Origin of the sequence: Diaphorobacter sp. HDW4A (genome assembly GCF_011305995.1) — a bacterium.
Taxonomy (GTDB): Bacteria; Pseudomonadota; Gammaproteobacteria; order Burkholderiales; family Burkholderiaceae_C; genus Diaphorobacter_A.
Window position 1 is genome coordinate 1,060,339 of record NZ_CP049910.1, and the last position, 15,399, is coordinate 1,075,737.

Here is a 15,399-nt window from a genome sequence, read left to right on the forward strand (position 1 = left end):
CATTGGTGAGACCCTATTCAAGCATCCACATTGTGAACACGGTGCTGGAGCTCTTTCGAAGACGGAATTGCAGGCACACATAGGAGCAAGCAAACCATGAAACACCGCACCAGAGTGCACGTCGCACTCGCCATCGCCACCACTTGTCTGGGGTTGGGCTTTTCCAGCGAGCCACGGGCCGAAGAATGGCCGAACAAGCCCATCCGCATCATCGTGCCGTTCGGTGCTGGCGGCACCACCGATGTCGTCATGCGCATTTTGGCGAGCGGCTTGTCTGCCCGTTGGAATGTGCCGGTGGTGATTGACAACCGGACAGGTGCAGGCGGCAACATCGGATCGGAAATAGCGGCGCGCTCAGCTCCGGATGGCTACACCATGCTGGCCGGGGTGACTGCCACGCATGGCATTAACCCGAGTCTCTACGCGAAGCTGCCCTACGACCCGATCAAAGACTTCGAGCCCGTGAGCCTGATCGCCTCCACACCCAGCGTTTTCGCGGTCAACACCAGGCTGCCCGTGAGCACCTTGCCGCAGTTGATTGCGTACGCCAAGGCGCGCCCGGGTGAGTTGCACTTCGGCTCGCCGGGCAATGGGGCAACCCATCACTTGGCCGGCGAGTTGTTCAATTCACTGGCAGGCACCAAAATGGTCCATGTGCCTTACCGCACCACGGCAGCGGCCATTACCGATACGATCGGCGGGCAGATCCAGATCATCATCGATACGCTGCCGTCCGCCATGACCTTCGTGCGCGGAGGCAAGCTCAAGCTGTTGGCGGTGACCGGCTCGCAGCGCGACCCATCACTCCCCGAGGTCCCCACGGTGATTGAGTCCGGAGTGCCGGGGTACGAGGTCACAGGATGGTACGGCCTTCTATTTCCCGCCGGGACGCCTGCGGCGATCGTGAAGAAGGCTTCGGTGGACATCGCCCAGGTGGTCGCATCCCCAGAGATACGGGCGAAGCTGCTGGCCCAAGGTGCTGCACCTGTAGGGAGCACGCCTGCGCAGTTTGCAGAACATATCAAGCGCGAGATTGGGAAGTGGGCCGGGGTGGTGAAGGCATCGGGAGCCAAAGTCGACTGACTGAGCAGAGGCACTTCCTGAATGAAATGAACCCGGCTTTGTCCCGGATCGGGCTGGTGGTTCGCGTTGCGTCTTTTACTCGTAGCCTGCACCAGGCCCTTGACGGTCGGCCCCCTTTCCCCGCCGAGACAGGTAGATGACATTTCCATCACCGTGTGCGCATGGTGCGGAGCAATCAATCCAATACCCGGCTCGGCCTGGTCAGGTGCGATACGTTCTTTACCGTCGTATAGGCCTGCAATCCCTCAACCCCGCCTTCGCGCCCGTAGCCACTGTCTTTCACGCCACCGAACGGTGTCTCTGCAACGGATGCCACGAAGTGGTTGATGGACAGATTCCCACACTCCACATTGGCCATCATCGTGGCTACGTGGTCAGCGTTGTGGGTGAATCCATAGGCGGCCAGCCCGAAGGGTAGGCTGTTGGCCTGGCGGATGGCATCCTCCAGTGATGCAACTGGGTTGACCAGTGCGAGCGGGCCAAAGGGCTCTTCGGTCATGCAGCGTGCGCCGTCAGGGATGTTGGCAAGCACGGTGAGCGGATAGTAGAAGCCCGCGTTGCCATGTCGTTTGCCGCCGCTGGCAACTTGCGCACCATGGGCCACCGCATCGGCTACGAGCTGTTCCATAAATTGCAGGCGGCGCGCGTTGGCGAGCGGCCCCAGACTGGTTTGCGGATCGAGCCCGTTGCCGATGCGAAATTCCGACGCGTTGTGTGCGAATGTCTTCACGAAACGTTCATGAATGCTTTCATGCACAAAGAACCGCGTGGGCGCGACACAGACCTGACCGGCGTTACGCGATTTGATGAAGGCAGATTTCCGGGCAACGCCTTCCACATCGACGTCTTCACAGATGAAAACCGGGCCATGGCCGCCGAGTTCCATGATCGTGGGTTTCAGGTACTGTCCTGCAAGGCTTGCGAGAGCCTTGCCCACGGGGATGGAGCCGGTGAAGGTGACGAGCCTTACGTCGGGGTGGGCGATCAAGTGGGACGATATGTCCGCAGGAATACCGAACACCAGATTGAGCACGCCCGGAGGCAGGCCCGCTTCTTCAAACGCTTTCACCATGAGCATGGCGGCGGCGGGAGTTTCTTCGGAGGCTTTGAGAACGATGGAGCAGCCCGCCGCGAGCGCACCGGCGATCTTGCGAGCGGGAGAACTGATCGGGAAGTTCCACGGAGAGAAAGCCGCCACCACGCCGATGGGTTCGCGTAAGGCAATGTGCATCATGCCGTATTCGCCGGGGATCTGGCGCCCATAGAGGCGGCGGCCTTCGTTGGCGTCCCATTCGATGATGTCGCATGCTCGCTGCACTTCGAGGCGTGATTGCTCAATAGGCTTGCCTTGCTCCATGGTCATTACAGCCGCGATGTGATCGCAGCGCGTGCGGATCAGCCCTGCGGCTTTGAGCATGATGGCGGCGCGTTTTTCCGCAGAGGTGGTTCGCCAGATGACCAGACCGCGTTTTGCGGCGGCTACTGCGCCGTCCAAGTCTAAGCGGGTGGCACAGGAGAGTTGGCCGATGACGGTTTCATTCGCGGGGTTGATGATGTCCAGCGTCTTTTCGGTGGTGTGCCACTTGCCATTGATGAAGAGCGGTACGTTGGGGTAGGCGGGGGCTTCGATGTGGGTAGTCATGGCTGTGGGTGTCTGCGGTGTTTGTCGGATTGCTCGGTTATGGTTTCATGATCATGTCGGCGGCCTTGTCGGCGATGGCCATCACCACCGCGTTGAGGTTCCCCGAGATCATGCTGGGCATGATGGACGCATCCACCACGCGCAGGCTTTCTATCCCATGCACCTTCAGGCGCTCGTCCACTACCGAGCCGGCTTGGTTTCTGGGGCCCATGGCGCAACTGCAGGCGGGGTGATAGGTGGAGTTGCCTTTTCTGCGTGCGGCATCCAGAAACTCGTCATCGCTCTGGATCTGCTTGCCGGGAAACTCTTCATGGTCAAAGTAGGGCCGCAAAGCCTCGGTATCAAGCAACTGGCGTGAGAGCCGCATACCCGCGATGGTGACCTTCTGGTCCAGCTCAGTCGCCAGGTAGTTGTGGTGGATGCGCGGCGCGCGGTACGGATCATTCGCCTTGATGTGTACGGAGCCGCGGCTTTGCGGGCGCTGTTGCCACGCGGCTACGGTCATGCCGGGGGTGTCGGCCAGACGACCGATCACACCTTCGTTATAGCTTGCCGGGGTGAAGGTGAACTGTAGATCACATGGCTCGGGCGTGACGCCCGAATGCCAGGTGCCGTAGACCAGCGTGGGCGAGAGCGCCAGAATGCCTTTGCGGTGGGTGAACCACTTGGCGATCTCGAGTGCGAGTCTAGGGCCACGCGAAATCTCGTTAATGGTGCGCATGTTCTTCACCCGTGCCACGGTGCGGGGTGCATAGTGGTCCTGCAGACCGTTGCCCACGCCGGGCAGGGCGTGCCGCACTTCGATGCCCTGTGCGCGCAGCACCTTGGGGTCTCCGATGCCGGAGAGTTCCAGCAGTTGCGGCGAATTGTAGGCGCCAGAAGAGACGATCACCTCGCGCCGCGCCTTCACTTCCAGCGCTTGCCCTGTGGCACCGCCTTGTTGGTATTGAACACCCGTGGCGCGCCCTTCATGCAGCATCAACCGCGTGACATGGGCATGGGTTCTAACCACCAGATTGCTGCGCCCCTTGGCAGGGTGCAGGAACGCAGTCGCAGCGCTCACGCGTCTGCCATTGCGGATGGTGCGCTGTGCGTAGGAGATGCCCTCTGCGGTAGCCCCGTTGTAGTCTCCATTGCGTGGAATGCCCAGGCTCTGCGCACCTTGTATGAAGGCGTCGCACAGTGGGTGATGCTGATCCAGATCGGTGACAGTCAGCTCGCCGTCACGTCCACGGAATGCGGGATCGCCTTCGCCGATGCGCTGCTCCATGCGCTTGAAGTGGGGTAGCAACTCGGAGTATGACCAGCTGGTGTTGCCCATCTCGGCCCACCGGTCGAAGTCCAATGGCTGGCCCCGGTTGTAGATATGGCCGTTGATGGAGCTGGAGCCCCCCAGTGTCTTGCCGCGAGGAGCCAGCAACACCCGGCCAGCGGTGCTCTCGGAAGGCTCCTGTCGGTAGCCCCAGTTGACTGGCGAGTTTTCGAAGGTCTTGATGAAACCGGCGGGAATGTGGATGTAGGGGCTCCAATCACGTGGGCCAGCTTCGAGCAGGCACACCGTCACGTCACGGTCCTGGGTGAGCCGGTTGGCGAGCACGCAGCCTGCGGAGCCGGCGCCGACGATCACGTAGTCGAACACTTGTGCTGTCATGCTACCTCGGCTGACTGGAGGTGGGCGAGAGGCACTTCTTTATGAGGCTCTAGGTCGAGCTGCACGCACAACCCTTCGAATTGGGGTGAGGGTGCCGGGTAGCGCTGCATCACCAGCGGGTCATGCCCGGGGATGATGTGATCGCCCGAAGATGCCAGCGCACGCAGCTTGTCGTAGCCCGCGATCATGTCGTCCAGGCGCACCAGGTTGGGGAAAGGGCGGCCGGTTTCGTAATGTTCGTAATGATGGCTTGCGTCGGATGCCAGAACCACCCAGCCTCGCCGGGTCCATACCCGCACGCATTGCAGGCCCAGGGTGTGTCCGCCGATCAGGTGCACCGACAAGCCGGGCGTCAGTGTGGCATCGCCTTGATGAAAGCGCACTCGCTCCTGGTACAGGCAGCGGATCATGCCGGTGATGTGCTCCACCTCATACGGATGGCGCAGCCTGCCGCTACACATGCACCGCCCGGTGGCGTAGGCCATTTCGGCGTCCTGGAGGTGAAAGTTGGCTTTCGGAAACAGTCCGAAATTGCCGATGTGGTCATAGTGCAAGTGGGTGACGATCACATCCTGCACCGTGGCGGGTTCCACGCCCAGAGATTGCAGCGCGCTGCCGGGATCGCACAACAGCGTGCGGCCGCGCTTTTGTGCGGTGCAAGCGTCGAAGCCGGTGTCGATCACATAGGTGGCCTGCGAGTTGCGGGCGACCCAGAGGTAGTAGTCCAGGGGCATGGAGCCATCGTGTGGGTCGCCGTCGATGAAGTTGTCGCGGCGTTTGCGGTCGTGGTGTGCATAGCGCAGTGCCAGCAGTTCAAACGGTTCGAGGTGTTGTGTGTCGGGGGTCATGCCAGTGTCTCCTGCTGTTGCAGCACTTCCAGGCACAGTCGATAGATAGCTTCGCTCGCTGCGAGGGAAGTGCCGTCCACGGTGGAGATGTTCATACCAGAGTAGCCATCGTTTGCGCCTGCCAGAACCGAGGCTTTGACGGAGGTGCTCACTGCCTCCAGCGCAGGCAGTCCACTGCTGTCGCCCGTCAGCATTGCCAACGCCACCGCAAGACCATAGGCACCCCAGTTGGATGTGGAGGCTGAGATCAGTGCATCCACTTGCGTTGCGTTGACTATGCCGCCACCGCAGCCGCACCCACAATCACGGGCAAGAGCCATGGTGGCTTCGAGAGCACGCCCCACACGACCAAAGCCTACTTCGTTGCCGCCATCGCCTATGCCGATCGTCACGCGTCGGCGGGCGTTCAACGCATCGGCAAGCAGATGCAAATGAGCTACGGAGTCCGGGTTCTTGGGCTTGCCGCCGCTGGTATGGAAGATGCCACGATCATTGGGACCTGGCTTCTCGATGAAGATCGCGACCGATAGGTCGGGATATCGCTCCAGGAGCGCCAGTGTGGCGTTTTCGCCTGCTGCTGCGCCAAGCGGCCAGCTTTCAATGCGCAGGCGCTCAGTTGCACCCTGAGCATCGACCTTCAAGCCCACAGCATCGAAGGAAGCAACCACGCCGGGCAGAAATGCGGGGTCGGTTGCCACCACGATCCGATGCCCACGCGCATACAGCACACGGGCCAGAAACGCCGCGCCAGAAGGTCCGTCGGTCTCCCCCTGTGGCAGTGTGTCGGGGTTGCCAGCGCCGGTGGTGAGGAACACACTCGATTCGCGTGGCAGATCGGCCAGCAGGCGGGCGGCCTGCAGGGTCATGGGCTCGCCAGCCGCTTGCACTGCTGCATTCAACCGCAGTCGGGTGCCCCCCAGCAGTGGCCGCTTGGCCTTGAACTCGATGTTGACCAGCGCATCCAGAGATTCGAAATAGTCGATGGGGGGGGATGCGCTCGTGCTAGAGGAGGGGGAAGGGGTCATGCTGCGCTCCCGGTCTTGAAGTCGAGCCCGAGCCATTTCTCCCACAGGGTGGCTACGATGGCGTAATCATCGGCGTGCATGCCTTCGCTTGCTGCAATGTCGTACACAGTATGTGCAGCCTGCGTGGCAAATACGGGCACGTTCAGCGAGTGGGCCAGCTCCAGGAACAGTTTGGAGTCCTTGCGGGCATTGGCGGTGGACATTCCGCCTGTGAAGTCTCCCTTGAAGAGACGCTCGCCGATGCGGTGTGTCAAAGGCCGTGCCAGGCCCGACTCGCGGTTCAGCAGGCGGTACATGATATCCATGGGAATGTCTTGTGCAGCACTCACTGCAATGGCTTCGGAGAGCACCACATACACCGCATGGGCCACGGCATTGGCCACGAGCTTGGCGCGCATTCCGCCTCCCTGCCGTTTGAGATGATGTATCTCTGCTGCGAGCGTGCGCAAAATGGCATCCACCGTAGCAACTTCGCCCTCGGCGGCACCGACCAGAAACACGGCCTGGCCCTGCTTGAGCGCGTGGATGCCGCCGATGACGGCAGTGTCCACCACCCGCGCCCCGTGTGGAGCCAGCACGGCGTCCAATTCGAAGATGTCCTGCGGCGTGACCGTGCTCGACTCCATCACCAGCAGACCAGGGTGCACGGAGTCGACCATCTGTTTGGCCACAGCGTGCGAGGCTGCGGGCGTAGGCAGGCAGAAAATCACCACGTCCACCGCACCAGTGAGTTCTGCGACCGAAGCGGCCACGCCAACCTGACACTCTTTGACGAGAGCTGGTTCGCGGCTTTTGTCTATTTGGAGATCAAATACAGTCACGGCGTACGACCTCGCCAGTACGCCAGCCATCGCTTGACCCACCTGGCCGAAGCCGATGATGCCGATGCGGAATGTTTCAGAGTTTGTTGGAGTCACGTTGTTTCGCTCGCTTCAGAAGTGGTGCCGAGATAAAGAGAAATGATCTGGTCATGGCTGCTGGTTGCACGCAATTCGTGGGCATCTTTGCAGCCGACGATGCGGCCGTTGCGCATGAAGTAGGCTCGGTCGGCCACCTTCATCGAAATCCAATAGTTCTGCTCGACCAGCAAAATAGTGAGCCCGCCGCAGCGCAGTTCCTCCAGACGTTCAAAGACCCGCTTGACCAGCAACGGTGCCAGTCCAAGAGAGGGTTCGTCTAGCAACAACAATCGAGGGCGCGACATAAGCGCGCGGCCGATCACCATCATCTGTTGCTGACCGCCGCTGAGCTGCCAAGAGGGCGCATTCAGCCGCTCCTGCAGCTCGGGAAAGAGCGCGATCACGGCATCGAACTGTTCGCGGTTGTCGCGCCTGCTTTGGGTCATACCGCCAAGGAGCAGGTTCTCTTTCACCGTGAGCGCGCGTGCAATGGCGCGGCCCTCGGGCACATATGACACGCCCGAGCGAACCAGGCGCTGCGCGCTGCGGCCTGTCATGTCCTCGCTCTTAAATAGCACCTTTCCGGAGAATGGCTCCATCAACCCGGCGATGGATTTCATTAGCGTGGACTTCCCCGCACCGTTCGCCCCCAGGAGCACAGTAAGGGAGCCCTGCTTCACGGTGAGTGAGACGTCTTCGATGGCGACCTTGCCGTCGTAGCCTGCTTTCAAAGATTCGATGCGCAGAAACTCAGACATCGGCAGTACCTAGATAGATTTCCGCCACACGCGGGTCACGCTGGACTTGCGCGGGCGTGCCGGAGGCCACCACCGCGCCGAAGTTCAAGACGTGAATATGGTCGCAAATGCCCATGATGAGTTCCATGTCGTGCTCGACCACGAGAATCACGCGGTCGGGCCGCTTCAGTTGTTGGATGACGCGGGCCAGATCGGCGGTTTCGCTGGAGTTGAGTCCGGCAGCAGGCTCGTCCAGCAGAATCACCCGCGGGTCACTCACCGCAGCGCGGGCAAGCTCCACCAAGCGCATGACTCCGGGAGCGGCTTCGGCTGCGGTGAGCTGGGCCTTGCTCCCAAGGCCCACTAGCTCCAGCGCTTTCCGGGCCTTGGCCTGCGATGTGGCACGGTCACTGACTCTTTCAGGCAATGGCAGCAAGGCATCCCACCACCCCGTCCTGCGGCTGGTGTTGAGCCCGATGGTGACGTTCTCCAGCAGCGTCAGTTCCGGGCACAGTGCCGCGTGCTGAAAGGTACGCACCAGGCCGCGCCGGGCGCGTTCCTCCGTGGGCACTTGGTTCCAGGTCTGTCCCGCGTAGGCAATCTCGCCCCTGGAGGGTTGGTAGTGGCCCGAGAGACAATTGAAGAAGCTTGTTTTTCCGGCGCCGTTGGGGCCGATGAGGCCTGTTATCTCGCCTGCGCGAAAATCCAGGCTCACATCGTTGAGCACGTGGTTGCCGCCAAAGCGCAGATCCACGTGACGCGTGTTGAGTGAAGGTATTTCAAGCATGATGTTTGTGGCGCCACCTGCGCAGCAGGGCTGGCAACCCAAGATTGGCGATCAATGTGATCCCCAGCAGCAATGCGCCGTAGATCATGGGGGTGATCTGCCCATAGCTGGAGAGCAGTTGCGGCATGAGTGCCACGAAGGCACCCGCCACCACCACGCCGTAGATGCGGACTGAGTAGTTGCTGACCACCGAGCCCACAAGCAGGATCACCGAGCTCCAGAACGTGAAGCTGTTGGGTGACACCAGCGACGTGGTGAAAGCAAACACCATACCGCCCAGCCCTGCAATTGCGGCGCTCAGGCTCACGACACCGAGTCGGGCTGTGCTGGCCTTCATGCCGAAGGATGCGGCCGCGTGCGGATGGTCACGTGCGGTGAGAATCATCAGTCCGATGCGCGAATGACGAAAGCGATGGATCACGAATACCGTCACCACCAGCGCTGCCAGCGCAAAGTAGTACTGCTGCAAGTCCATGGGCATGGCGTTCAGGATCGCGGTATCGAGTTGCAATCCTTCGACTCCACCGGTGAACTCCGAGAAATGCAGTAGCAAGTCGGGCGCCGCCAACCCCAGAGCCAGAGTGACCACGCTGAGGTAAACCCCTGACAGACCACGCGAAGGAAAGGCAAACAGTAGCCCCGCGACCACACTCAATGCGACAGCGATGGCGCCACTCAGTAGGAACGGTACGCCATAGCGCATGGTGAGAATGGCGGATGCATAGGCTCCCACGGCGATGAAGAAATTCTGGCCGATCGATACCTCACCGGAATACCGGATCAGAAAAGTGCCCGAGAGCGCACAGATGCCCTGGGCTAGCATGAGCGTGAGCGCATAGCGCACGAATCCTTCGACGCCGAAAGGCAGCAGGGCGAGTGCGACCAAGGTCACAGCGGAGAACAGCGCCTCTTTCGACCGTGGCGCAGTGCGGGTGGAGGGCTGCGTGGGCAGCGCGGATGCGACGTTTGACACAGCTTCAGACACGACTACCCATCCTCTTGGACAACAGGCCACCGGGGAACACACTCAGCGAAGCCAGAATGAACACCAGCAAGAACGCATTGAGCAGTTCCGGGGCCACGTAGAAACTGAACAGGTTGCATGCCACGCCCACCAGAATGCCGCCGATGGCGCTGCCTGGGAGGCTGTCGAAGCCCCCGATGACGGCGGCCGCAAATGCTTGCAACATGAAGGTGGTGACCGTGGTGGAGCTGAGGAAGGTGGTGGGTACGATTAACAGCGCGGCCACGACCCCCAGGATGGAAGACACCACCCACGAGAACAAGTGCACACGGGTGATGCTCAACCCACTCACCAGCGCAGCGAACGGATCGGTGGCCACTGCACGGAACCCGATGCCCAGACGCGTATAGTCGATCACCGAAAACAGGAAGGCCACGACCAGCAGGGTGGAGAGGATCACCGCCAAGTCATATGCAGTGATCTTCATGCCCAACACATCCATAGTGAACGCGGGCAGGGGCAGATCGAGGCGCACGATGTTTGATCCGAACTTCCAAAGGATGAGGCCCTGCGCAATCAACCCCACGCCGAGCGTGCCGATGGTCGCGGTGGTGTGCGATTTCTTAAGCAGACCAGCCACCGATGCATAGGTGAGCGCCGCGATCACAACCGATGCCACCACAGCTGCGAGCACCGCCAGCGGCCACGGCCAGTTGGCGCTTCCGCTGTGCAGGTCATAAACCAGAAATGCTCCCAGACCGGCCAACGCGCCATGCGCGAAGTTGACCATGCCTGAGCTTTTGAACACCATGACCAGCCCCAGTGCACCCAATGAATACAGGCACCCCGTGACGACTCCTTGCCAGATGACAGGCAACATAGCTACGTCCTCTCTCGCTCTCTGTAAGTAGTGTCGGCCCGGTCAGTGCCCCGAAGGTGCCACGCCCTTGAACACACTTTCCGGGTAGGGTGTGAAGTCCTGCACCAGGTTGAACTTCCCGCCTTCGGCGCGGATCATGGCTTCGGCACGCGTGCCACGGTGGTCTCCCTTTTCGAACGAGACGGCATTGGTGGCCCCGGCCTGCACGTTCTTCAGAGAGTTCATCACCTCAATGATGTTCTCGCGGGTCACGGCCTTGCCGCTGTCGAGCAACTTCTCGAACGCCAACGCGAACAGTGAGCCCGCAGACCATCCATTGAGACCGAACACGCCTTGCTTGTCGTTGGGGTAGTACTTGTTGATGGCGGAACGGTACGCAGCAATCGCGGGACGATCAGAGTTCACCGGCAGCAGCCATGAAGAGAAATACGTACCATCGAGCAGCGGCCCGGCCAGGTCATAGGTAGCAGGATCGGCCACGAAGAACGGTGCGAACCAGTCACCCTTCCAAGAGATGCGGGACGCCGCACGTTGCGCGCTGGCCAGATGCGTATTGGCACCGAACAGCAGCACCACTTGCGCACCTGCGGTCGTCACCCGTTGCACCTGGGCCGAGAGATCGGTGCTCGCCACATCGAACGAAGCATCCGCCACTGGTGCCAGGTTGCGCGATTTCAGGTACATCTCCAGTCCCAGCTTGGCGCGACGGCCCAGTTCATCGTTTTCCCAGACCAGTGCGATCTTGTCCTTCTTGAGCACATCAAGCGCATAGCGCGCGCTCGAGGCGGCTGACAGCGCATAGTCCGGCAGCAGAGGGAACATGTTCGCTTCGGCAATGATCTTGGGTGAACCGCCACTCGGTGCAATCACCGGCAGACCCTTGGAGCGTGCGTAGGGAATGATGGCAATGTTCGTTGCCGTGCCATTGCTGGTGACGAGCGCAAACACATCATCGTTTTCCACCAGCCTTCGCGTGATGGCCAGACTCTGCGCCGGGTCGTAGCCATCATCTCGCACCACATAGTCCACCTTCCAGCCGCGAATACCACCGCGCTCGTTCAGATCCTTGAAAAACGCATCGGTGGCGTGATTGATGGTGGCGTAGAACGGCACCGGTCCTGTGATGGGCGCAAAAGCGCCTACGCGCACCACCTTCTTGGCAGCGTCCACTCCGGGAGAGCTCTGCGCCTGAACTGGCAATGCAGTCAGTGCCAATGCAGCGCCGATGGTGAATGTGGCCAACACGGCACGACGCATTGTCTGAGGCTTGTTATTCATGGGTGTCTCCTTCTTCCTTGTGTTCGGTTTGCACGCGGAGCAAATGGATGACAGACATGGCCATTCCTCCTCAATCCTGTCAAAAAGTTCACAATATGCACAAAGCAAGGCATGGTGAAACTGGCAGATAACAGGAGTTATGCGAAGTCTATTTAGATGAAGAGGTGTGACTTATACGCGAAATCCCTTTTTTATGTTCGTATTGTGAACTGGTGAATTGATCGTGTTCATCATGTGAACGCGGTTCGGTTTGGCTGGTCAAGCCACTCAGATAGACCGCCGGTGAGACTTGCAAAAGGCCATGCCGCAGCATTTGCCGTAGTGAACGGTATCGATACATCCAGTAGCGTGACGCGCCAACGATCAGAAAATAGACCCTAGGCGCGCTGCCAACGGCAGTTTCCTGGTCGTCACAAAGTCGTGACTGCACACCAACAGGAAAAGATTGATCGCAAGTACATCCGTATTGGCATTTGCGGGACCCGTGTAGGCGCCTGCTCCAAGCTACCACCTGGGTCGTGGAGCCCTGAGGTCTATGAGTGGATAGAAGGCGATGGCACTTGTGAATCACCCTGTTTTGAACTGAATACGAAGGGACTTCCCTGGTCCATCACTAATGCCGAAGCCTCAGTATGGAAACACGGAAGTCCAATCGGAATCCGAAGGAGTACGCCATGACCGAGCTGACACTGGGAACCATTGCGCGATTGGGTGTTGATCTCTCCAAGCGCGTTTACTAGGTCTACGCGGCTTTGTTGCATGTCTCCATCCAAGACCGAGCCTTCCCCAGCCCCAGACGTGTAGCTATGCCACGGCCACCATATGGGGTGTGCCCAGCTCGGTAAAGCGATTGAGGATGGATGCGCGAAGCTGTATTCTGGCGCTGACCAAGTCAGATTGGTCATTCTCAACAACGACTGCACCAAACCCAAGGCCTGGTGCAAGGGCACACTGAACAGGTATTTGACGGTCAGGCAAAACTGGATGGCAGCATCTGAAAATGTCTTGTTGCTGTCAGGCTTTTCAGTTTGTGGTGTGGTAGCGCCGCTTACCCCGGCCCGATTCACTCATTCGGTGAGGCAACCGCAGATGAGGGCTCGAGTTGTGAAACAACGCCATCTGCAAGTGCCATGACAACATTTCCTCATTTGACGGTATCTCGGTGACGGGACAAAGAAGTACCGTCAGAAGTGCCGTAATTTTGACGGTATCTCTCTGGAGGTTGGCAGATTATTCTGGACAATAAAAAACCCGCACTGCAAGGATGCATGCGGGTTTCGGGATGGCGTAGGACTTCTTTGAACGAATCTTTGGCCTGCCCAGAGGGACTCGAACCCCCGACCTATTGCTTAGAAGGCAATTGCTCTATCCGGTTGAGCTATGGGCAGTCTGTGTCTCGCTTGGTTGGGGTTGTCCAGAGGGACTCCAACCGATGACAACCGTCAATCATACCTGCCCCGCAGCGCAGCGAATGGTTGCGGGGCGTGTTTTGTTGGAGCGGCGAATCAATCCGTGTCTTCGAAAACCAGTGCAGGCACCGTCATGAGGCGGGCGACGCTGTCTAGATGGTCAATCAGGTTGTTGGCGAAGTAGCTGTTCTGCGAGTCAGGCTCGAGTGCTGCGATGGCGACGTTGGCCATGGTTTGGTTCAGGGGCACGTAGTAGCTGCCCTCGGGGATGTCGATCGCGCTACGGGTGGGGGTGACGCTCACGCGGGTGATGGGGCCACCGCCTGCAACCGTGCCGCGCACATCGGGGCGCTCGGCCGTGCTGCGGCTGTTTTCCACATAGGTGTCGGCCAGTACATTGCCGGATTCGGCCACGCGCATGACCTGCACGCCCAGCATCTGCAGGCGTTCGACGGCGGTGTTCGATTGCGCCGAGAGCCAGTAGCCGCAGGGGCGCGGGCGGGTCTTGAGCGTGCGCAGGTGCAACGAGGAGTTCCAGTCGACGTTGAGTGTCGTGTCGGCGCCGGTGTTGGGGTCGAGCATGGTGACGTCGCGTTTTTCTGGCGTCTGGGCGGCTTCGATGACGACGCTGCCACGGCAGGCCTGCGAGGAGATTTCGCGGGTGACGAAGGAGCGCACTTGCTGGAGTTCGCTGGCGCGTTCGGCGGTGGTGCGCAGGGCCGAGCCGATGGCGGTGACCTGGGCGTGCACGCGGCGCTGGATGTCGGTGCGCTCCATGCCAACGCCGCGCGTTTCTATGAGCAGGCTGACGGCATTTTTCAGGCCATTGACGTTGCGGCCGGTGTCGGGCTGTGCTCCGCCCATGGACAGGCTGCGGTCGGCTAAATCTGTGGAGGTGGTGTAGTACCAGTCGGAGGTGAGTTGCTGATCCTGCAGCGACTTGCGTATCGGGTCGAGGTACCACTGCGTGGCGGCCTTGGTCACGAACTCAGGCATGTTGGCTGTGGCGGCGTGTTGCAGTAGCGCGTCGTACTTCTGAACGGCGTTGAATTTTTGCAGGTAGCGGCCAACGACGGTGTATTCATGCGCGTCGATCATGGCGATCGGGCGGTAGGCGTTGGAGAGCTTGGCGAGTGCCTGTGCTTCGGGCGTGTTGAGCAACAGGTGGTCGCGGTTCATGTCGATGCCATTGGATGTCACGCGTTTGTGTGCATCGGCACCGTCGGGGTTGGCGCGCGGAACGATTACCACGTTGATGCGCTGCAGCAGCGGTTCGAGCAGGCCTTGCGTCAGTTCGCGGGCGATGATGAGCAGGGCTTCCGATCCTGCGGGCTCGTCGCCGTGCTGTTGGCCTACGAGCATGATGGTTGGACGTTTCGAGTCGTCCAGCGCGTCGGGCGTGGTGCCTGCGGCCTGGGTGATGATCAGGGCCTGCAGCGGAACGCCGTTTTGCGACGAACCGATGGTCTGGACCTGCGCGTGCGTGCGGCCCGAGCCGGTGGCCGCGAGCTGGTTCAGCCAGTCGGAGAGCTCGTTGTTGGTGGTGAAGGCGCGACGGCCTTGTTCGAGACCGGGGGTGGCATAGCGCACATCGGGCGCTGGAAAGCGTGCTGCGACGGCGGTGTTGTAGGGCAGGTTGCCAGTAGACTGCGGGTCGTCGACCGAGTTGGGCAACAACGGCGAGCTGGAGACCGCGCCGGTCTGAACTTGCTGCTGACTGGGCTGCGATTGTGGACCGCGTTGTGTTCCGAGCTGCGGCGGCACCTGTCGTTGCGGTGCCTGCGTCGGTGCTTGACGGGCAGAGGACGACGAAGTCACGGCGCCGGGATGGGCTGGCCATGGCGGCAGGGGGGTGCTGGAGCAGGCGGCCAGCAACGCGGCAGACATCAACACGCCAAGCCGCAGGGAGAGCGCAGTGTGCCGCTCAAGCGAGCCGGGCTGAGCAACTAGGGGCAATGTGGTGTTCTGTGTCATGTTGATGGGTCGCTAGCGGACCAGAAAACTCGTTTGTTGGCGCCGATGTTACCCCGCGGCGATTTCGTCAGAACGGATTGCAGGGGCGGAGGCCGCGAAGTCGCGGCGAATTCTCACAGGATCGGTTCATTTGGCGCGGGGTGAGCGACAAATGTTGACTATCTGTCGTTTGCTCGTCGAATGGAAAAAGCCCGGCACATGGCCGGGCTTGTGTGTCGACTG

12 protein-coding genes, 1 tRNA gene and 1 pseudogene are annotated in these 15,399 nt (G+C 60.5%); 1 reads left to right on the forward strand and 13 read right to left on the reverse strand.

Annotated elements, in window-relative coordinates; genetic code table 11:
• Window positions 1-96 precede the first annotated feature (96 nt).
• Window positions 97-1,083 carry a tripartite tricarboxylate transporter substrate binding protein gene (locus G7047_RS04750; protein ID WP_166301489.1) on the forward strand — a complete coding sequence of 329 codons (987 nt, stop codon included), beginning with the start codon at window positions 97-99 and terminating at the stop codon, window positions 1,081-1,083.
• A 175-nt stretch (window positions 1,084-1,258) separates the two neighbouring features.
• On the opposite strand, the gene G7047_RS04755 is transcribed toward G7047_RS04750, so the two are convergent.
• The 13 genes and pseudogenes from G7047_RS04755 to G7047_RS04815 form a co-directional block, all read right to left on the reverse strand.
• On the reverse strand, window positions 1,259-2,725 hold the full coding sequence (locus G7047_RS04755) for an NAD-dependent succinate-semialdehyde dehydrogenase (RefSeq protein WP_166301492.1): 1,467 nt from the start codon (window positions 2,723-2,725) through the stop codon (window positions 1,259-1,261).
• Window positions 2,726-2,762: 37 nt separating this feature from the next.
• Window positions 2,763-4,376, reverse strand: coding sequence for a GMC family oxidoreductase (locus G7047_RS04760; RefSeq protein ID WP_166301495.1), 1,614 nt, complete (start codon window positions 4,374-4,376; stop codon window positions 2,763-2,765).
• Window positions 4,373-5,224, reverse strand: coding sequence for an N-acyl homoserine lactonase family protein (locus tag G7047_RS04765; RefSeq protein ID WP_166301498.1), 852 nt, complete (start codon window positions 5,222-5,224; stop codon window positions 4,373-4,375). The genes G7047_RS04760 and G7047_RS04765 overlap by 4 nt, the downstream gene beginning before the upstream one ends.
• Window positions 5,221-6,249 carry a glutamate cyclase domain-containing protein gene (locus tag G7047_RS04770; RefSeq protein WP_166301501.1) on the reverse strand — a complete coding sequence of 343 codons (1,029 nt, stop codon included), beginning with the start codon at window positions 6,247-6,249 and terminating at the stop codon, window positions 5,221-5,223. Before G7047_RS04770 ends, G7047_RS04765 begins: the two co-directional genes overlap by 4 nt.
• Window positions 6,246-7,166, reverse strand: coding sequence for an NAD(P)-dependent oxidoreductase (locus G7047_RS04775; RefSeq protein ID WP_166301504.1), 921 nt, complete (start codon window positions 7,164-7,166; stop codon window positions 6,246-6,248). The genes G7047_RS04770 and G7047_RS04775 overlap by 4 nt, the downstream gene beginning before the upstream one ends.
• The gene (locus G7047_RS04780; protein WP_166301507.1) at window positions 7,163-7,906 is read right to left on the reverse strand and encodes an ABC transporter ATP-binding protein; all 744 of its coding nucleotides are present in this window, start codon (window positions 7,904-7,906) and stop codon (window positions 7,163-7,165) included. Before G7047_RS04780 ends, G7047_RS04775 begins: the two co-directional genes overlap by 4 nt.
• Complete coding sequence (locus tag G7047_RS04785) at window positions 7,899-8,672, reverse strand: ABC transporter ATP-binding protein (protein ID WP_166301510.1); 774 nt, start codon at window positions 8,670-8,672, stop codon at window positions 7,899-7,901. Before G7047_RS04785 ends, G7047_RS04780 begins: the two co-directional genes overlap by 8 nt.
• Window positions 8,665-9,657, reverse strand: coding sequence for a branched-chain amino acid ABC transporter permease (locus G7047_RS04790; protein ID WP_166301513.1), 993 nt, complete (start codon window positions 9,655-9,657; stop codon window positions 8,665-8,667). Before G7047_RS04790 ends, G7047_RS04785 begins: the two co-directional genes overlap by 8 nt.
• Complete coding sequence (locus G7047_RS04795) at window positions 9,650-10,516, reverse strand: branched-chain amino acid ABC transporter permease (protein WP_166301516.1); 867 nt, start codon at window positions 10,514-10,516, stop codon at window positions 9,650-9,652. The genes G7047_RS04790 and G7047_RS04795 overlap by 8 nt, the downstream gene beginning before the upstream one ends.
• A 42-nt stretch (window positions 10,517-10,558) precedes the next feature.
• Window positions 10,559-11,794 carry an ABC transporter substrate-binding protein gene (locus tag G7047_RS04800; RefSeq protein ID WP_240939373.1) on the reverse strand — a complete coding sequence of 412 codons (1,236 nt, stop codon included), beginning with the start codon at window positions 11,792-11,794 and terminating at the stop codon, window positions 10,559-10,561.
• A gap of 869 nt (window positions 11,795-12,663) precedes the next feature.
• Window positions 12,664-12,861, reverse strand: a pseudogene (locus G7047_RS04805) (transposase); the annotation flags it as partial.
• A 244-nt stretch (window positions 12,862-13,105) separates the two neighbouring features.
• Window positions 13,106-13,182 (reverse strand) — tRNA-Arg (locus G7047_RS04810).
• 117 nt (window positions 13,183-13,299) lie between these two features.
• The gene (locus G7047_RS04815) at window positions 13,300-15,090 is read right to left on the reverse strand and encodes a M14 family metallocarboxypeptidase (protein ID WP_371813879.1); all 1,791 of its coding nucleotides are present in this window, start codon (window positions 15,088-15,090) and stop codon (window positions 13,300-13,302) included.
• Window positions 15,091-15,399: the final 309 nt, after the last annotated feature.